The 19122-nt window shown below is 48.4% G+C and carries 13 protein-coding genes and 1 tRNA gene; 7 read left to right on the plus strand and 7 right to left on the minus strand.

What is annotated here, in order from left to right; translation table 11 throughout:
• Positions 1-133 precede the first annotated feature (133 nt).
• Positions 134-2167 (minus strand): hypothetical protein, encoded by a 2034-nt coding sequence (locus GX117_09980; protein NLO33665.1) that lies wholly within the window; start codon positions 2165-2167, stop codon positions 134-136.
• A gap of 620 nt (positions 2168-2787) precedes the next feature.
• Here GX117_09980 and GX117_09985 point away from each other — a divergent pair.
• From GX117_09985 to GX117_09995, 3 genes are all read left to right on the plus strand, one after another.
• On the plus strand, positions 2788-2955 hold the full coding sequence (locus GX117_09985) for a hypothetical protein (GenBank protein NLO33666.1): 168 nt from the start codon (positions 2788-2790) through the stop codon (positions 2953-2955).
• A 152-nt stretch (positions 2956-3107) separates the two neighbouring features.
• On the plus strand, positions 3108-3302 hold the full coding sequence (locus tag GX117_09990) for a hypothetical protein (GenBank protein ID NLO33667.1): 195 nt from the start codon (positions 3108-3110) through the stop codon (positions 3300-3302).
• Positions 3303-4358: 1056 nt separating this feature from the next.
• Entirely contained in the window at positions 4359-6917 is a 2559-nt protein-coding gene (locus GX117_09995) for a glycosyltransferase family 1 protein (GenBank protein ID NLO33668.1), read from the plus strand.
• A gap of 13 nt (positions 6918-6930) precedes the next feature.
• On the opposite strand, the gene GX117_10000 is transcribed toward GX117_09995, so the two are convergent.
• Positions 6931-7881, minus strand: a complete 951-nt coding sequence (locus GX117_10000) for a ketopantoate reductase family protein (GenBank protein ID NLO33669.1) — start codon at positions 7879-7881, stop codon at positions 6931-6933.
• A 583-nt stretch (positions 7882-8464) separates the two neighbouring features.
• Here GX117_10000 and GX117_10005 point away from each other — a divergent pair.
• Positions 8465-10786 carry an SUMF1/EgtB/PvdO family nonheme iron enzyme gene (locus tag GX117_10005; protein ID NLO33670.1) on the plus strand — a complete coding sequence of 774 codons (2322 nt, stop codon included), beginning with the start codon at positions 8465-8467 and terminating at the stop codon, positions 10784-10786.
• Positions 10787-11328: 542 nt separating this feature from the next.
• The gene (locus GX117_10010; GenBank protein ID NLO33671.1) at positions 11329-12786 is read left to right on the plus strand and encodes a Gfo/Idh/MocA family oxidoreductase; all 1458 of its coding nucleotides are present in this window, start codon (positions 11329-11331) and stop codon (positions 12784-12786) included.
• Positions 12787-12993: 207 nt separating this feature from the next.
• Here the strand turns inward: GX117_10010 and GX117_10015 are convergent, their stop codons facing one another.
• From GX117_10015 to GX117_10030, 4 genes are all read right to left on the minus strand, one after another.
• On the minus strand, positions 12994-14358 hold the full coding sequence (locus tag GX117_10015; GenBank protein NLO33672.1) for an MATE family efflux transporter: 1365 nt from the start codon (positions 14356-14358) through the stop codon (positions 12994-12996).
• A 475-nt stretch (positions 14359-14833) separates the two neighbouring features.
• Positions 14834-15034, minus strand: a complete 201-nt coding sequence (locus tag GX117_10020) for a hypothetical protein (GenBank protein NLO33673.1) — start codon at positions 15032-15034, stop codon at positions 14834-14836.
• Between the two features lie 120 nt (positions 15035-15154).
• Positions 15155-15520, minus strand: coding sequence for a hypothetical protein (locus GX117_10025; GenBank protein NLO33674.1), 366 nt, complete (start codon positions 15518-15520; stop codon positions 15155-15157).
• Positions 15521-15602: 82 nt separating this feature from the next.
• Positions 15603-15680: transfer RNA gene (locus GX117_10030), tRNA-Glu, on the minus strand.
• 177 nt (positions 15681-15857) lie between these two features.
• On the opposite strand from GX117_10030, the gene GX117_10035 reads away from it, so the two are divergent.
• Complete coding sequence (locus GX117_10035; GenBank protein ID NLO33675.1) at positions 15858-16826, plus strand: sugar ABC transporter substrate-binding protein; 969 nt, start codon at positions 15858-15860, stop codon at positions 16824-16826.
• A gap of 1 nt (position 16827) precedes the next feature.
• A complete protein-coding gene (locus tag GX117_10040; GenBank protein NLO33676.1) occupies positions 16828-17769 on the plus strand; it encodes an ABC transporter permease in 942 nt (313 codons plus the stop codon).
• Between the two features lie 128 nt (positions 17770-17897).
• Here the strand turns inward: GX117_10040 and GX117_10045 are convergent, their stop codons facing one another.
• Positions 17898-18644 carry a hypothetical protein gene (locus GX117_10045; protein ID NLO33677.1) on the minus strand — a complete coding sequence of 249 codons (747 nt, stop codon included), beginning with the start codon at positions 18642-18644 and terminating at the stop codon, positions 17898-17900.
• Positions 18645-19122 lie beyond the last annotated feature (478 nt).

The following is a 19122-nucleotide window of genomic DNA, read 5'->3' on the forward strand; positions in this document are numbered from 1 at the left end:
AGAATCTGCAGCCTACCTGGGTTGATGAGCAGCGTCTTTCTTGCCGAAGGAAGGCAATCACTCTGTTGTATCACATTTCATCATCGGCACCCTATAATACGGGCGAACAACAAGTACCTGATTGAGTACGTCCTTATTCGGCAGCCTCTTCCTGAGATGCCGGTTCTTCGGATGAATCTGCTGAAGCTTCGGTTTCGATCTCAGCGACTTCTATTTCTTCAGCTTCTTCTTCGGTTTCTGCTGTTTCCGCAGGAGCAGCGTCTTCCTCGGCGCTGTCTAAGTCAATCGCTATACTTTCGTCTTCAAGAAGATCATTGGCTTCGCCTTCATCTTCTTCTTCGTTTCTGCCTAAAATAGCGTCGAGCAGCTCCGTGTCTTGTGTATAGACAACCTTCGCCAACATGCGTTCCCGCATATCTTTTGTAAAGTCGGCAAACAGTTCAAGTTCACTCATCTGTTTGATACGCTTTTCGATGTCTTCCCGTTCTTCATCGAGGGCTGCCAATTCTTCTTCAGAGGGCTCCACACGATCGATCAATTCAAAAAACCACGTGTCTTGCAGCATACCGGTCACAGGCCCCACGAGCGTTCCCGGCGCAACATCTTTTAAGGACTCATACACTTGCGATGCCTGCACATAAATTTGATGTTGGAACAGGGAATCTTTGCGCGTAAATCCTTCATCAATTTCCAAAATGGGGGCGTCAAGTTCAGGGAATTTCGTTTTGGCTTCTTCTAAGGAACCGGCTTGCTCTTTAATTTGATCCGCTAAAACTCGAACCTGTTCTCTATACTCTTCCGTGACCTTTTCTGCAGCAATCACTTTATCCACTGCATCATCACGTACTTCTTCAAAGGGAGGCAATGCGCCTTCTTCACGATCCACAGCATGAACCAGATACAGGATAGTCCGAGTTCGGATCTGTTTCCATTCGTCGTCAGTTGCAGTCACACCCTGTGCCCTGAAGCCGGGAACATCACTGTCATCAACATAATCAATTTGCTCCGTAGTTCTGTCGAAGAAGTTGGTTTGTTCCAGAGTCAAGCCCTCTTCTTCGGCAATGGCGGCGGCGTCTTCACCTCCTTGCAGACGATCCAACAAGGCGTCAGCCCGGGCTTCCCTTTCCATTCTCTCTTCAGCCGTTAAGGTAGCATTCAAAACGATTTGGCGGCCAAAGACTTCCCGTTCGCCGGTTTCTTCATTGACCCTTTCCTCTTCATTCTTGTAGATGAAATAGGCGGCAGGCCCCAAAATAGGATCAGAGACTTCGCCCGGCTTCAATGCAAAGAGAGGTTTAAGATGTTCATCGGTAAAATCGCCCAAGGTGCGCCAGCCCAGCTCACCGCCTACGGGCTCTGCCAAGCTGGAATATTCTGTTGCCAGCTGCGCAAAGTCTTCATTATTGCGCGCCCGCTCCACCAACTCAGGGGCAAGTTCCGGCATGGTCGGACTCAAGGATACGAGCATCATTTCAAGTTTAACTTTTTCGGGTAAGCGGTAGGCATCCGGATTTTCATCGTAGTGGCTGCGCAGCGCCTCTTCCGTCGGATGGACGGCAGGTTCAAGTTTCATATACTTGACGCGCATCTTTACATGATCCGCTTTCAGTTCATCGTTGACTTCGCTGCTCAGTATCCGGCGCGCAGGAGCGGCAACCGTATTTAGATAAACCTGCTGCGTCATTGCAGCGCCCACGCTGTCGAAGATCTCATTCCAACGGGCTACGCTGCCTACCCATTCGTTCCACGCCTCATGGTTAAATTCACCATCTTCGGTTTGAAACATATCCCACTTTTGCATTTCTGCGCTCATCAATTCACGATCCACTTTAAAGCGGCGCTGTCCCTCGACCAAGCGCAGCAAAGCTTGGTCAATCAATCCGTCCATGACCAGCTGCGCTGTGCCATCTTGATCCAAATCCCGATAGCTTACGGATTCACCGCCTTGTTGACGGCGCGGCGCTAAAGCCCGGTCTAAGGCACGTCGATACTCTGATTCGAGGATCGGCACTCCACCGACTTGCGCAACACTGCGCGCCTCGATGTTTTGATGCCCGCCCGCTTGCTGGCGCCGGTCGCAGCCGGAAGGTGAGCCAAACATAAATACGAAGGGCACACCAATAAAAATCAGAACAAAGAACATGATGAAACGTCTGTGTTTACGCATCCAATCCTGCATAAAAAAGTCTCCACAATTCGAAATATGGGGGGGTTATTAACGAAACAACAAGACCATAAGAGTACACTGTTGTTGACATATCTTTCTTAACGGGGGAATGTACACTTTAACATAAGATGTGAGGAATTCGCAACTATCAGACATGAAATAACACGCCATCGGGCGCTTCCTTAAGACCGCTTAAAAAACAAATCAACCCCGCCATAGCCGACAGACTGAGAATGTTTAGCTTGTCCGCAATAAAAAAACCGTGTACTGCAAGCTTCGCTGATTGATTTTGGCAAGTGCAACTTTATTTTTATCATGGCGCTTTAAATAAAATTTTGACTACTAAACCATAGGGTCACCGGGAAAAGGCGCAGTAACTTTCGCGCCCCCGGATTGTATTTAAAGGCAACAAGGCTTGTTCTTGCGCACGGGTACATGATACTATGACGATAATAGCGTAGCTGTTGCTATAGATCTCTCATGGAGATTTTACGTTCTGAAACAAAATCGTGTGCAGCGCGCTTAACTGCACGAGCCAGACGCGTCGCACAGAAGATCCGTCATTCGCATCAAGATGGGCGAAAGGATCAACACAATAGTATTTATAAGGACGTTTTAACATGAAGCACATCCGTTCATTATGCTGTCCCGTTCAAAAAGCGGCTGCGAATGTTGGCACCTATATCAGCTTGGCAGGACAGATCATTATTATCTTATCTTCCCTATTTAAAGACAAAGAAATCCTTTTGCCGAATGCTGAGTTCCCGTCAGGTGATTCCGAAGGTTAGTTTTACAGATCTTTCACAAGACGGGCAACTTTATCCTCTCTTGAGGTATATAGTAAGATAAAGGTGTTACCACAAAAGATTAATACTATATTGATTCGCAGAAAGCGAAACCGTGCACCGGTAGTGTTTCCTGATGCACAAGGAGAAAATCCATGAAACATATTCGTACGATCGGCAAAACGCCGCAATATGCCGAAGGGCTTTGCGACAATATCGTATCAGTCACCCAAGCGAGATACTGCTTTGTATTGTCTTTCTTGACAGATTTTATTGTCCCTCTGGTAGGTCCACTTATTCTTTGGAAAACAGGAATCGACAATAATCCGGAATCTCAGGGAGAATTCTAAGCCATAACCAATAACGATTTAGGACGACCTATGCGACATCTACGTTCAATTTCGAAAAAGCCTGCATTGAGCTATTCTCTAGCCCCTGAAGTGAAGATTACCTTCATCATTTCTATATTGCAGGCGTCGGTTCCGTTGTTTCAAAATAAAAACCCCAGGAATCCGGTCGGCCCCGGCCCCACTCCGCCATCGGATAGCGACTCTTAAATTATTGCATATTTGTTGATTTTGTCAATAGAATATGCTATAAATAGAGGGTGTTAAAGTCATAATAATTATGGGAGCGTCATCGAATGAAACATGTCAAAAAGATCACAGCCCGGCGTGCAGATGCCTTTACGGCTTTCTTTAATGACCTATGGCGTGCTTGGTATGGTTATCGGGATGCAAAGAAATATTCTTGACCGCTTTGATTTAAGCAGGACGGAGGACATTCATGAAGCACATTAACGCTATTTCCACCCCGCGTGCGGAAGCTTTTCGGGATTTTATGTATACCATCTGGCGGGCATGGTATGATTTCCGTATTCAGAAAAAGAACGAGTTTCTGATCTAAGTAAAAACGATTACACCTCACATCAGTGGCGCCCTTGTTTAAGATGGGGACAAGGGCTTTTTTTTCGGGTGTGCTTTATCCACCAAAAGACACGGATACGCCACCTTCTCATGAACTGTCCAGGAAGAAGAAACCCGGCTTCGGCGCAGAATCATCCGGGATCTTGCAGTCCCTTCCTACCCGTCGTTATGCCGCGGCCGAAGTGCCCCCTCTTTTGCGGCAATAGACTGCTCAGCCCCGTGATCTCCCTATAAAATTTGTAAATCTTCCCCCTTTGTGGGACAATAGTCTGTGTAAGTCGTAGCTTCACTTTCCCAAGAGATGACATATCTCAAAATCGACACATTATTTTGTGTTTCACCACTGCATCCGTGCAGTTTTCCCGGGCTATACAAGACGCTTTCAACGAGCCTTATTTTTCACCTGAAATAGAAGTAAGCGGGAAATGTGTTAGCACTAGATGAAGGGATTCCCCCAACTTAGATAAAGGATGCGATACTATGCCCCAAATTCTGAAATATACCGTAACGCCGAAACTTCCGGAACGCTTAAAGGATCTCGAAGACATTGCCTATAACATGTGGTGGTGCTGGACCCCCGAGGCTGTAGATCTTTTTTTCCGTATTGATCGGGAACTCTGGACACGGGTCGAACATAATCCGGTCAGACTTCTGGGAGAGGTCAGTCAAGCCCGACTGGAAGAACTTGCGGGCAGCGCCAGTTTCTTGGCTCATCTGGATCGCGTCTCCTCCATGCTTAAGGTTTATAGGGGCAACGGTGTTTGGCGCTCCATACACGAAAAGGTTTCTAAAGATTTCCTCGTCGCCTATTTTTCCGCAGAGTTTGGACTCCATGAATCTATCAAAGTCTATTCGGGCGGTCTCGGCATCCTTGCCGGCGATCATTTAAAAGCCGCAAGTGATCTGGGCATGCCCTTAGTTGGGATGGGCTTGCTCTATCGCGAAGGCTATTTCCGTCAGTATCTGAACGAAGATGGTTGGCAGCAGGAACTGTATCCCAAAAATGATTTTCATAACATGTCGATCACCCAAGAAAGGAACGAAAACGGTTCACCCCTCGTCATAGAAGTACCTTTCCCCGGGCGCAAAGTAAAAGCTTATATCTGGTGCTGTCAAGTGGGCCGCGTATCTTTATATCTTCTTGATTGCGACCACGAAGAAAACGCCGTGCCCGACAGAAATATTACAGCCCAGCTTTATGGCGGTGATCGCGAAACACGTATCAAGCAAGAAATTATGCTCGGTATGGGCGGCGTTATTGCCCTCAAGGCATTAGGGCTGGAGCCCACCGTGTACCATATCAATGAAGGGCACGCCGCCTTCATGACCCTGCAGCGTATTCACGATCTTATCGATCAAGAGGGCATCAACTTTTGGGAAGCTGCCGAAATCGTACGGATCAGCAGTGTCTTCACCACACACACTCCCGTGCCTGCCGGCAATGACATGTTCGATGCCGTGCTTATAAAAATTTATTTCCAAGAATATTGTGATGCCTTAGGGATATCCATTGATGATTTGCTGTGGTTGGGTCGTCAAGATCCCGGCAATTCACGAGAGCCCTTTTGTATGACCGTATTGGCGCTGAAACTGTCTGCCGCCGCCAATGGTGTGAGCAAATTGCACGGTGCCGTTGCCCGCAATATGTGGATCAATGTGTGGAAGAATGTGCCGGAAAGTGAACTGCCCATCACCTCAGTCACCAACGGTGTCCATCTGCCGACTTGGGTATCCAAAGATCTCGCCAACCTCTTTGACCGTTATCTGGGTCCGGACTGGGTCGCCACACCTCATGACCAGAACGTGTGGGATCGCATTGACTCCGTGCCCGACACGGAACTATTCCGTGTTCATGAACGCTGCACCCAGCGCTTAATCAGTTTTGCACGGCGGCGTGTTGAAGAACAATTAATTAATCGCAGCGCCCCCTCCACAGAGGTACGCAAAGCGCGGGAATTATTGGACGGTGAAACATTGACCATTGGCTTTGCGCGCCGTTTCGCTACTTATAAACGAGCGACCCTGCTCTTCAAAGATCCCGACCGATTGCGGAAAATACTGCTGAACCCCGCCATGCCGGTACAGCTGATCATTGCGGGGAAAGCCCATCCCCAAGATACGCAATCCAAGGAATTCATCAGGCAAATTCTCCATTTTGCCCGAGATCCCGAACTGCGAAGACATGTCGTTTTTATTGAAGATTATGACATCAACGTATCGCGCTATATGCTGCAAGGCGTGGATTGCTGGCTTAACACGCCGCGCCGGCCTATGGAAGCAAGCGGCACCAGCGGCATGAAAGCCGCCGCTAACGGCGCATTAAATATCAGCATCCCTGACGGATGGTGGTGTGAAGCGGAAGACTTAGGTGAAAACGGCTGGAGTATCGGCAAGGGTGAGTCCTATGATGACGTTGCCGAACAAGACGATATTGAAAGCCAAGCCCTCTATGAAATCCTAGAACAAGAAATCATTCCTATGTTCTACAATCGCGGCAAAGAAGGGCTGCCCCGGGAATGGGTGGCACGGATGAAAAACGCCATTCGCACCATTGCGCCCGTCTTCAATACCAGCCGTATGGTATTGGAATATGGCGACCGGTTCTATGTGCCCTGTCAACAGCACAGCCAACATATGCAGCAAAATGACCGCGCCCGTATCCACAAATTTACCGCATGGAAAAGAGATATACGCAACAAATGGTCTACCGTTACTATTCAGCAGATCGAAAGCAGTTCTGTCCAAAACCTGCGCTACGGTGATACCCTCGAAATTACCGCCCAAATACATTTGGGCGATATTCGCTGTGATGACGTATTAGTACAGATTTACCATGGCGGAATAGACTACCAAGGGAATTTCACCTCGCCGGAAGCGGCGGCTATGACCTGTGTTGAAGACTTAGGAAATGGCAACTACCGATACAAAGGCACCGCAGCCTGCGAAACCACCGGCATGTCCGGATGCACGGTCAGAGTCATGCCTAAACATGAAGATTTTAGGCATCAGCATGAAATGGGACTCATCGCTTGGGCCTAAACTGCCTATACCATCACTCAGCCTTGAAAAAGTTTTTCTCGCGACTGTGAATAAGAAGTGTCAGCAATGAATTTGCCGGACAGGCAAGATTATGAGACTTCCCAAATTGCACGATAGCGCCGTTGAGTGCGTCTATTTCAGTACGACGGCCTTTATGTAAATCTTCGCGCATACTGGCATAATGAGCCGCCGTGGGCGGTACCATTTTCGTGTAGAACAACGTTAAAAATGCCTCGGGGCTATCCGGATCCATGACCACTTGTTTCGCCGCTGCCACTGCGTAAATTTCGTGAATAATCTGATCCATTGCCTCACGAGTATCCGCATTTTCTGCTAAGGCGCCATAGGGAACGTTGAAGAGGGCAGACAAGGGATTCAAGGCACAGTTATAGGCGACCTTGCTCCACAGGATCGTTTCGATTCGGTCCGTTGCGAGGGAAGGCAAGCCGGCTTCGTCCATGGCTGTGGCAAGTGCCCGGGCTGCCGCATCAGCCTGCGGCGCGCCATAGCCGCCTACGGCGGTGGGCGCAGCGATGACCGTCACCTCTACCCGGCCCGCTTCGACCATACGAGCACCGAAAATAACGCGCGCCCCCAAGACATGTTTCCATCCCAGTTCTTTTGCCAGCAATTCAGCATTTCCCAAGCCATTTTGGTAAGAGCATACCCACGTCTTTTCGGAGAGTACCGGAAGAAGCAACGATGCGGTCTGTGCCGTGTCGTAGGATTTTACCGATACCAGAATATAGTCGTAGCAGGTCTTTGGTAATGCTTCGACAAAATCAGCGCATGTAAGCATGCGAATGTGATGGGTTCCCCAGATACCTTCAATAACCAATCCATTCTTTTTAATGGCATCCATATGGGGCTGCCGCCCAACGAGATGAACTTCATGACCGGCACGGGCCAAAAACCCGCCGGCTACCGATCCCAACGCACCTGCGCCCATGACCAAAATCCGCATAACACAATTCCTTCGTTAAGAGGAGCCTTCCCAACACAAACTCCTATTGGCTGCTCTTGCCATCAGCATTTGTCATAGGAGATTTTCATTGGAATTCATCATATATCCTTGCTGCAGCCAAAGGCAATCATACAACAAAATACGCCGCTTTTTTTAAAGTATCTCTTTTGAAAAACAGCTTACACCGACTGAAAGAAAATCAGATGAGAGCCCATTGCCCAGCTCAGAAGTGTGCTTCATCCCCTATAAGGGCCCGTATTTCTGGATTCATAGATTCATCTCCAACGACGTTTTGTGGGCACTGCAGCCCGCGCGTCGTGCAAGTGGATTCAATCAGGTTTCTATCGTGCAGGTGTGTCCACGCAATCAGTGGTTTCAGAAAAGATATAACCAGGGGCTATACTATTCCTTATTGAGTTGAATGAAAAGAGAAGGGTCGAGTCGCTTGACGTGTCCCCCTTGTTGCAATTAAGATTGCCACACAGACTTCCAAAATTGCTTCTCTTTGCAGAAGCCTATAGAGCAACCGAGATCTAAAAATCTTTTTTTGATGCATTCGTTAGTTAAAGGAGGCACAGCCACTATGTCAGATGTTTTCGGTCAGGATTATGAAAATATTCTTGTTGGTGATCGATACCGTCTGGTTTCACTTTTAGGCGGTGGAGCCATGGGTAATGTGTATTTAGCCTCCGATGAATATCTGAAACGCAAGGTGGCGATCAAAGTACTCCGTGAAGAATGGGCCGCCCGCCCCGATATCATTAAACGTCTCGAAAATGAATGCCGATTGATGGCGCACTTGGGTCAACACCCCAATATTGTATCCTTGATTGATCGGCTCGTACTGGACGGCAAGACCATGTTGGTCATGGAATTTGCGCCCGGCGAAACCTTAGCCCAGATCATTTACCGCACGGCACAGATTTATAAATCGGGCGGATGGGACGCTTTGAATCGGGAACGCGATGAATCCCTCCCCCTCATTCTCAGCCCTGCAGTTGCTTTTGAAATCGCGTCTCAGTGTATGAAAGCACTGGATTATGCCCATGGCAAAGGGGTCTTGCATCTCGATATCAAACCGGGCAATATCATGATTCAGGGAAACAACCTAAATACCCTGAACGCAAAATTAATGGACTTTGGTATCGGCAGAATTCGGGTAGACGCCAGCTTGATCTCCGCCATGACAGCGCTTACCTTCACCCAAGGCGCAGGTCTGGGAACGCCTGCCTATATGTCACCGGAACAAATCGATCCGGAACGTTTCGGCACACCGGGTCCCCCTTCCGACTTGTACAGTCTCGGGGTTACCATGTTCGAAACCTTCACCTTGCAGCTGCCTTTTGCCGGGGCTTATACAGAAGTGCTTCATGCCCATGCCAACAGCAGACCGCCCAACCCGCGTACCATCAATCCAACCCTTCCCGTTGGACTGTCCCGCGTGATCATCACCTCACTGCGCAAGGCGCCCGGAAACCGCTACCACGACGCCAGCGAAATGCTGTTGGAATGGCAAAAAGGCCGTTTCTTGGAAGATGGCAAAGAAGACGGATTACCCGCGCCAACCAAACAATCGCGTAAACAAGATAGGACAGGCCGTTTTTCTTCCCCCTTATGGCGCATTCTCTTTCTCACTGCCATTTTATTGTTTACAGTTTTTTATTGGAAAATGGATTGGCAGCTCCCTTGGGGAAAAGGCGGGATCTATTCTTTTATGCGCGGCGGCGGTGTAACCATACAACAGGCACGGGAGGGAGCAGAGCAAGCGCGCAAGCTGGCGCACACCGTGAAATCAGAGCAACTAGCACGGGAAACTTGGGAAAAAGCCGAGGATCTGTATAAACAAGCCGCTGAAGAAAAAAACGGCGAAAAGTCAACGCGGCTCTATACACATGCGCAAGCCTTCTATGATCAGGCTGTAACAGAAATTAAAGCGGCATCTATGGAAAAGAAAGAGGAGTCTGTCTCTTCCGAAAAGGAAGGGGAAAAGGACGACACAAAAATAGCTTCCAAGAAAAAGAAAGGGAAAGAAACAGAGAAGGCGGAGAAGAAAGAGTCAGAGGAAAAAGAAGCGGAAGCAGACGCCGTTGATTCGGAAACCGAAACATCGACGGATGAGGAAAAAGAAAAATCGACGGCTGAAGAAAAAGAAATGCTAACCGCCCTTTTCGACACCACGAAAACGGACGGTATAGCGCTGGGCAACGGTGTTTCGATTGAATTGCTGTGGATAGAGGACGGAAACTTCAACTTTGGCGCATCCACTACAAGCACAGACAAAAAGAAAGGCTGGAAAAACGGAAAACAAGTGTGGCTTCCCGCCGGTTTCTGGATCGGAAAATACGAAGTGACCCAACAACAGTGGCAACAGGTCATGCAAAATAATCCGAGCAAATTCCAAGAGGATCCGCAACTGCCTGTTGATAGCGTAAGCTGGAACGATTGTCAGGAATTTATTAAACGCTTGAATAGTACCATTCCGCAAGGCGGGTTTCGATTGCCCACCGAAGCAGAATGGGAATATGCCGCACGAGTTGGCTCATCCATATCCTATATGCGTGAAAACATGAATCAATATGTGTGGCATTCGGGGATTAGTAACGGACACACCCATCCCGTCGGGAGCAGACGCCCTAACCCTTGGGGACTCTATGACACGCTTGGAAATGTGTGGGAATGGGTGCAAGACTGGTATAGCGAAGATCCCTTGTCCCTTGCAGAAACCAATTATCCGACCGGACCGCTCACCGGGATGTACCGGACCCTTCGCGGCGGCTCTTGGAGTACGCACCAAGGACAGTGTACGGTTGTCTCCCGCACTTCAGCCGATCCCGGGGCGCGGAGCGATTCCTATGGCTTTCGTCTGGTTCGCGACTTTGTCGAAGCGAAAACAGATAAGCCTTAACCGCCTGCCTCTATTGTTAAACAAGACCGATCCGTGGCTTTAAAATTCGACCTCTGCCGCCTGGCATGTCCCCTTCTTGCAGCAATTCTGTACGCGGGTTTCCCCGCATTATCCGCATTTTCAACTAGCTTTTTTGCAAGAATCTGTGGTACTATCAAGGTAACGGTTCGAAATAAACTTTGAGCCCCGTGGCTCTACAGCGGATTACCGCGTGTAAATATTTGTTTTTTCGCCCTGCATTGTGCGATTTGGTTCAAAGGCATGCGGCCTTTCATCGTGAATCGGGAGTTCGATATTTGAACAGCCTACGGCAAGCCTCCACGAGAGGAAGTCGGATGACTGTCGTGAGGACACCCCCCTATTGAGGGAAAGGTTCACCATGCTTTTAATCAGCCAGTCGGCAAATGCGGGGTTTTTTATTTGGTTCTTTCGCTTGTTTTGATGGAAGCATAATCCTATATAATAAAAAAAGCTTATCGTAAAATCATATCTAAGACCGTGCAATGTTGCCCTATCATCAACCATCAAAGGAGAATTGAACTATGTCTTTATTAAGCCGTCGTGAATTTATTCATTCCACCACCGCCTTCGCCGGAGCCTCACTCCTGCTTTGGGGTTGCAAAGCATCGGCACGCGTCATCGGCGCCAACGATCGGCTGCGTGTCGCTGTAGCCGGTTTGAATGGACGTGGTCAAACCCATATTGGAGCATGGCTTGATCAGGATAATGTCGAAATCGCCTACCTCATTGACCCCGATGAGCGTGTTTTGTCCCGTGCCTTAAAAGCCTTGGAGAAAAAAGCCGGGGACAAACATAAGCCTCAGGGCGTGACCGACGTGCGTAAAGCCTTGGAGGATCCCACGGTGGACGCCCTCTCCATTGCAACGCCTAACCATTGGCATTCTCTAATGACTATTTGGGCGGCACAAGCCGGAAAACATGTCTATGTTGAAAAACCCATGAGTCACGATGTGGCGGAAGGGCGTGTCGTTGTGGAAGCGCAAAAGAAATACGGCGTGGTCATTCAACACGGTACGCAAAGCAGAAGTAACCCGAAAATTGCCGGCCTTCACGATGCTATTCATGCGGGCAAATTCGGGAAACTAAAAATTGCCTACGGCTATGCCTGCAAAACACGGAACAGCATCGGCTTTAAAGAAATCAGCGATCCGCCTAGTCATCTTGATTGGAATCTGTGGCGCGGACCGGCCCAAGTGGAAGCCTACCACGGCAACTACGTACATTATAATTGGCACTGGTTTTGGAACACGGGAAACGGTGAACTCAACAACCAAGGCACCCACCAACTGGATATGGCACGGTGGTCAATCGCTCCCGATCAAACCCATCCTGTCCGTGCCATGGCACTGGGCGGCCGCTTCCAATGGGATGACCAAGGCGAAACGCCCAATACCATGTTCGGCATTGCCCAATATCCCAACGAACAATATGTGTTCTTTAATGTGCGCAACGTGAATTACGACGGTTATGAGAACCAGGTTGAAAATGAATATTATTTTGAAGACGGCGGCAAAATTATCCGCAACAAATACTATGCCAAAGGAAGCGATGAAGGCGAAGAAATTAACCTTCCCGACGGCAATGTGACCCCCGGCGGCAATTGGGGCGCCTTTGTTGCCGCTTGTCGCGCCGGCGATCCGAACATGGCCAATGGCAACGCGCCCAATTCCCATTACAGTTGCGTGCTCGGACACCTGATTAACAATTCCTACCGCTTAGGTGTGAAAGCGCCCTTTAACCTTAAATCGGGACAATTCGGCGATATCCCGGAAGCCTACGAGCATTTCGAAAAAATCCATGATATCATGCACAAAGGCGTAGGCTTGCCGGAAGACGGCAATGAATACGTCGTGGGACCTTGGCTGACTTTTGATCCTGAAACAGAATTGCATGTGGGAGAACACGCAGCCGAGGCGAATGCGCTGCTGAAAGACTCGAACCGTCCGGGCTTTGAGATTCCCGCGCCCAATGCGGTCTGATAGTGACCCTTCGTAATTAATACGCTTGAGCGTAAAAACACTGCTGTAGACTTTGCCTGCAACATAGAGGTTTATAAAATGTTGCAGGCTTTTTTTTATTCTTGTGATTGCGCCGCTTTTGTGATAGAGAGACCCTTGGATTGGATGGGTTACGACGCTATCCCCCCGCCACCCCATGATAAATCAGCGTGACTGCGGTGTTGTCCTTTAGTCGAGTTTTACTAAGGAGCGCCGACTGATTTGTTTCCATTCTTGGATAAGTATGAAGGCACATATGAAGGCAGAAATGCTATCCGCCAGAGGAGCGGCAAGCCAAACGCCTTCTAAGCCTTTCATTTTTGCAAGGACCAGCAGCACAGGAATCAATATGATTACCTGCCGCAAGAGGGTGAGAAAAATAGCAGTGCCTGCTTTTCCCACAGATTGAAAGTAATTTCCTGCCACGACTTGGAACCCTACTATAGGCAAGAAAAGCAAAAACAAGCGCATGCCATGGACGCCTATGGATAAGATTTCCGGACTGCCGCTTACAAAGGCATTCACAATCAGCTCGGGAAAAGCCTGAATGAATATCCATGAAATAATGGAAATGAGGGTAGAGGCGGCCAAGGCAATTTTAAGGCTTTCTTTGACACGCAGAAAATTGCGCGCCCCATAGTTGTAGCCAATAATCGGTTGTGTCGCCATGTTTAAAGCGATAATGCTCATGATGACCAAGAACACAACACTATTGATAATCCCCATGGCGCCAACGGCTAAATCACCGCCAAATTTGATGAGGTTAATATTAAACAGCCCTTGTACGACGCTGTTTGCTGCCTGCATCAGAAAAGGCGAAACGCCAATGGAGATAATGGAGACCACGATTTTCCATTGGATTCTAATATAGCGCCTTTCCAGAGGAACCACACAGCGCTTGCTATTAAAATGCACCAACACCCAAACGGACAAAACAGCCATGGACAAAATCGTGGCAATGGCTGCGCCTTGGACACCCATTTTCCAATGCAATATAAATAACGCGTCTAAAGGAATATTGACTCCGGCGCTGATGAGCATGCTGTACATGGCAACGCGCGCATTGCCTTCGGCGCGTATAATGCCGTTCAGTGAAAAACCTAGGTGATGCAAAAAAGCGCCAAGCAAAATGTAATTCAAATATTCATTGGCATATTTCGAGGTTACGTCGCTTGCTCCAAAAAGTCGGAGCATAGGTCCTTTAATTAAAAATCCGACAACGGACATCATAATGGAAAGCAAAATGACGAGGACCAAGGCATTACCGAGAATTTGTTGCGCTTTCTCTTTTTCGTTGGAACCGAGCGCCAAAGAAATCCGCGTGCTTGCGCCCACACCGATTAACATGCCGAAAGCGGTCATGATAATCATGATAGGAAATACTGCCGTTACGCCGCTCAACGCCTCGGCGCCGACAGCGTGTCCAATAAAAATACGGTCTACAATATTGTAGAGCGAATTCGCCATAATCCCGACGAAAGACGGCCAAAAATAACGCCAGATCAAGCTGGGGATAGGGTGGCTATTTAATTCTTTTATTTTTTTATTATGCATTATAAAAGGTCACAATCAATGGGATTGCATGAAGATACATGAGGCTACGCTATCGTCGCTATTCACTCAAGACATTCAAGGATCAATGCCGTAGAAAAGATAGGGAAAACAACCCTATGGTATTACCACAGGGATTTAAACTATTTATATTGCGTACCATATCGTGTCATTCCCCGCTTTTGAGATCAGTTGAAAAATAATGTATTACTGCCCAACCAACAGCTCCCCGACACAATACAGCTTGGCACTTGTTTCTGATTATTAAACCGGTTTTTAACTTTCTTTCCGGATCGTGTTACCCCGCTAAACAGAGAATAGCAATGACGCGACGGGTATTTCAAATAAATTGAGGCGAAGTGCATTGAAAGAGTTCTTTTATTTCTTTGAAATCTTGGTAAAATTAAGGCTTCGATTGAAAGATTGAGGATCTTCAACCGAAGCCGGTAGTACAATAAAAAACAGTCAGGCGAGTCGCTTAGTCATCAGAAAGCGGATAATCGCATTCATCACAATATTTGACTTTAACAAAAGTTAATCCCATCCATACGGGTACCCACAACCCAAGGGTAAGGAGGGACAGCAACGCCATCTTCATATGATTCACCGGTTCATAATGAAAGTTTACTTGTTTTTTGCAGGTACTGCAATAATACGTATCTTGTTTTTTTGTCATCATAAAGACCTTTCCAAAAATTGAGCGCCAAAGACTGGACAAGAGACAGATCGTCGCCTGTTTGTACAGCATTGGGCATCTTTGTTTTTCCAATTCCATGAAGAAAGAAAATAGTGGAAAGGATCAAATGATGAGTTGACAGTGAATAAGGTGGATGGCTGCGCCAAGGGCTGAGCGTTTGCGGAAGCAATAAGAAGCTGAAACACGAGAATGAGTTGAGGTATAAAGCGCCGCTGTCGCCATGCCTGTTTGCGGAATCCTCGCCGCACAGCGATGGGTACTCCCTGAAGACCGCTGAGGATCGGCAACAGTGCCCGCCAACAGAGTCATTTCTGTTGCAGAAATAATATGTGTAGAAAGCTGATCTTTAACGGTAACGGACGCGACTGTACCGGATACCAAACCCGCCACGAGAAGGATAATCAAGGGCAGATAGTACGTGGGAGGACAGACCCGTTTAGAGGCTATAGAAAAAACACGGTACATCATGATCTTAGTATAACGTTTTTTTTCGGGAAAAAGAAAAAGACCATGAGCCCTAGAAAAGGGCGATGGAAGGGAAGAAAAAAAATGGCGTCCCCAAGGGGATTTGAACCCCTGTCGCCGCCGTGAAAGGGCGGTGTCCTAGACCAGACTAGACGATGGGGACGCAACTAAGGCGAGGTCGTGATGGGTCAAGCCCGTCACGATAGGGCACAGTATAGCAAAGTGTTTTAATCAATAGCAAATTTATTTAGGATTGAGTTGGTTAATTTCTCCTGATAGTTTAAGATATGCTGGTAAGCGTATCGGCACTTTGGTAATTAGTGAATTAAATGGAGGCTCCATGAACAAACATATCCGCATATCGATCTTGCTGCTCATTACATTGTTGCTGTCTGCCTGCGGCAAACAAGCCCCTTCTTCTCCGGATCAGGAAAAGGACAAAACCGCAAAACCACGGATAGCGCTGGTCATGAAATCATTGGCAAATGAATTCTTCCTTACCATGGAGAACGGCGCAAAAGAACATCATGCTGCAGATCCCGATCGCTATGAATTACTTGCTGACGGCATAAAAGATGAGTTGGATGTGAACCGCCAAATACAGTTGGTCGAACAAATGATGAGCCGCAATGTGGATGCCATTGTAATTGCGCCGGCCGATTCAAAAGCCTTGATCGCCGTTTGTCAACGCGCCATGGCGGCGGGTATTGTTGTGATCAATATCGACAACAAATTCGATGCCGATGTTTTGGCGGAACGGGGACTTCACATTCCTTTTGTCGGTCCTGATAATCGTAAAGGAGCGCGCTTAGCCGGCGAATACCTCGCCAAAAAGCTGCAGGCCGGCGATCCTGTCGCCATCATTGAAGGAGTTCCTTCTGCCTTTAACGGGATACAGCGTCTGGAAGGTTTCCGTGATGCTATGGAAGCAGCAGGCATGAACATCGTCGCATCTCAAGTGGGCGATTGGGAAATGGCAAAAGCCAATCAAGTGACTGCTGCGTTGCTGACGGAACAACCGACATTGAAAGGACTCCTTTGCGCCAACGACAATATGGCACTGGGCGCACTGGCGGCACTGCGTTCAGCCGGCAAATTGGGAAGCATTTATGTTGTCGGCTTTGATGCGATATCCGCTGCTTTGGAACTGGTGGAAAAAGGCGATTTACTCGCTACGGTCGAGCAACATGCCGATCAACTCGCAGCCTATGGCATTGAGACCGCTTTACAACTGATAGAAACCGAAGGGACCCCCGAAGATCAGGAAACGCCCGTGGAACTGGTAACAGCAGAAACATTGGTGAATTAATATGGGCGGCCGCTATCTGCTCCGTTCCTTGGTCGATTATATCGGGCTTACGGCAGTGCTGTTGCTGTTAATCGGCACCTTCGCTTTTTCCACAGAGTATTTTTTTACGTGGAACACCTTCCGAACCATTGCCAATCAAATCCCCGATGCCGTGATCCTCGCCACCGGCATGACCTTTGTATTGATCATCGCAGGTATCGATCTTTCCGTCGGCTCCGTACTCGCCTTGGGCAGCGCGTTGCTCGGATTGGTATTGATCCGCTGGAACCTGTCACTGCCCCTTGCCATCCTAGCTTGTTTGGGCATCGGCGCAGCCTGCGGCGCAGTGAATGGCTTTTTCGTGATCCGTTGGCAGCTGCCTGCTTTCATCGTTACTTTAGGTATGCTGGAAGCTGCGCGGGGCGGCGCCTATCTCTTGACCGGCTCCAAAACCCTTTACATTGGCGCTAAAATTGAGTGGATCAATGATGTTGGTTTGTTGGGGCTTTCTTTTCCGTTTCTCTGCGCTATGGGCGTGGTGGCCTGTGGTCAATTCATACTTGCTTATACGCCTTTCGGACGGAGTCTCTACGCTATAGGCGGCAATGAAGAAGCGGCCCGACTCTCCGGCATTCCGGTAGGAAAAGTGAAATTGCTCGTCTACATGCTTTGCGGCGGATTGGCCTCTTTGGCTGCCGTCATCCATTGTGCACGATTGACGGCGGCTGACCCCAACGCGGGAAGCGGCTATGAACTGCAAGCCATTGCCGCGGTGGTCATTGGCGGGACGAGCCTCATGGGCGGTCGGGGCAAAATCATCAACACCCTCTTCGGTGTGGTCATTATTGCTGTCTTGGAAAACGGACTTGTCCAAATAGGCGCGCAGGAACCTTTGAAGCGGCTGGTGACAGGGGCAATTATTGTAGCGGCAGTTATCATTGATCATTACCGCAGCAAGCTCTAAGGAACCGTGCAATAACGGCGCGGGAGGGCTTCTCTCTGCGATTCATGGCAGGGGCTACGGGAGACGGGATGACGGCAGCTATACCTTCACCGCTATGTCAAAACGCCTGCCGCCATAGGAAGCCTATTTTAAAGAGCGGGCTCTGTTTCTGCTTCGGGAATCGCTTCCGCCGGTGCGGCACCGGCGCTGTTCGCGCGCTTTTGCAAAGCAAGGCGGTCATAGTGCAGCACAACACGTACTTCCGGCGCTATTTCCAGCAGATCCTTACGCAAGAAATCCAACAAGGTCGTATCCGGGGCAACGGTATGGGTGAATTTACGGTCTTCTTGGGGCAACGCTTTCAACTCCCCTTCGATATCGACATTGATTTCGGAATTATCAGCCAACTGTTGAATGACATCCAGGTAGTCTTGGTCTTCATAGACCAGCGGTTCCGTCGCGATGACTTTATTCAGCGCATTATGGAAATCGGGGCTTACTTCTTCGCCGGGAAGGAAATCGGCATCCAGTTGGTGACCGTTCCCTGCTCCCCCATTTGAAGGATCTTCTTTTTCGCCGTAGACAACGTCTTTCACCTGGGTGGATGGAATTTGCAAATAGGGTTCGCCCGGTAAATATTCAATTTCAACGAACATGGGTGAATAACGCACCACTTTCACGCCTCGCAATTCGGTACCTTTTTTAAATATCACCGTATCGCCGCCTGCAGGTTCCACTTCTGATGTGCCGGGTCTGTCCAAGTGTCCCGGATCAATGAGGCTATCCGTCGGTTCCATGGAGGGTTCTTGGTTGTCCTGATCATTGTCCGGTTGCGCATACCCTGCACCGGCAAAAAGCAACACACACACCAAGAGGGGGATTATTATATTTTTCATGTCCTATGTTCTCCTTCACATGGATTTTTCATGTTGTCTGTATTTAAAACTGTGTTACAGAACGGGAACAAAAACCCTAGAAATTAGATACGAAGATATAATTCAATAATCCACAGTTAACTAAATTGTAACGATCTTCAGGGATGATATCAATATTTTATACCTCGGCGGATTCAAGGTTGAAATGCAACCGATCCCAAAACAGAGGACATCACAGAGATCTTCGGTACAATAGTTCTAACAAAACACCCGAAGGAGTCCGTAATATCCAACCACCATTTTACACGAGATGACCCTATAAAACTAGTAACACTTAAGAGCAACCGACAAATAGCTCAGATACTCGGATTCCATAAAAGTAGTATGGGCCGTGAATTGTGCCGTAATAGTGTACGTGGTCGCTATTGTTCCACTGCTACGGGTCGGCTTGCAATCAATCGGCGTCAAGAGATAGAACCTAAGAAGAAACTTGATCATC

It is taken from the genome of Candidatus Hydrogenedentota bacterium, assembly GCA_012523015.1.
In the GTDB taxonomy this organism is placed as follows: domain Bacteria; phylum Hydrogenedentota; class Hydrogenedentia; order Hydrogenedentales; family CAITNO01; genus JAAYBJ01.

Excerpts from the sequence above, each read along its gene's own strand:
- GX117_09980 (NLO33665.1), bottom strand. The coding sequence starts at position 2,167 with ATGCGTAAACACAGACGTTTCATCATGTTCTTTGTTCTGATTTTTATT.
- GX117_09985 (NLO33666.1), top strand. The coding sequence starts at position 2,788 with ATGAAGCACATCCGTTCATTATGCTGTCCCGTTCAAAAAGCGGCTGCG.
- GX117_09990 (NLO33667.1), top strand. The coding sequence starts at position 3,108 with ATGAAACATATTCGTACGATCGGCAAAACGCCGCAATATGCCGAAGGG.
- GX117_09995 (NLO33668.1), top strand. The coding sequence starts at position 4,359 with ATGCCCCAAATTCTGAAATATACCGTAACGCCGAAACTTCCGGAACGC.
- GX117_10000 (NLO33669.1), bottom strand. The coding sequence starts at position 7,881 with ATGCGGATTTTGGTCATGGGCGCAGGTGCGTTGGGATCGGTAGCCGGC.
- GX117_10005 (NLO33670.1), top strand. The coding sequence starts at position 8,465 with ATGTCAGATGTTTTCGGTCAGGATTATGAAAATATTCTTGTTGGTGAT.
- GX117_10010 (NLO33671.1), top strand. The coding sequence starts at position 11,329 with ATGTCTTTATTAAGCCGTCGTGAATTTATTCATTCCACCACCGCCTTC.
- GX117_10015 (NLO33672.1), bottom strand. The coding sequence starts at position 14,358 with ATGCATAATAAAAAAATAAAAGAATTAAATAGCCACCCTATCCCCAGC.
- GX117_10020 (NLO33673.1), bottom strand. The coding sequence starts at position 15,034 with ATGATGACAAAAAAACAAGATACGTATTATTGCAGTACCTGCAAAAAA.
- GX117_10025 (NLO33674.1), bottom strand. The coding sequence starts at position 15,520 with ATGATGTACCGTGTTTTTTCTATAGCCTCTAAACGGGTCTGTCCTCCC.
- GX117_10035 (NLO33675.1), top strand. The coding sequence starts at position 15,858 with ATGAACAAACATATCCGCATATCGATCTTGCTGCTCATTACATTGTTG.
- GX117_10040 (NLO33676.1), top strand. The coding sequence starts at position 16,828 with ATGGGCGGCCGCTATCTGCTCCGTTCCTTGGTCGATTATATCGGGCTT.
- GX117_10045 (NLO33677.1), bottom strand. The coding sequence starts at position 18,644 with ATGAAAAATATAATAATCCCCCTCTTGGTGTGTGTGTTGCTTTTTGCC.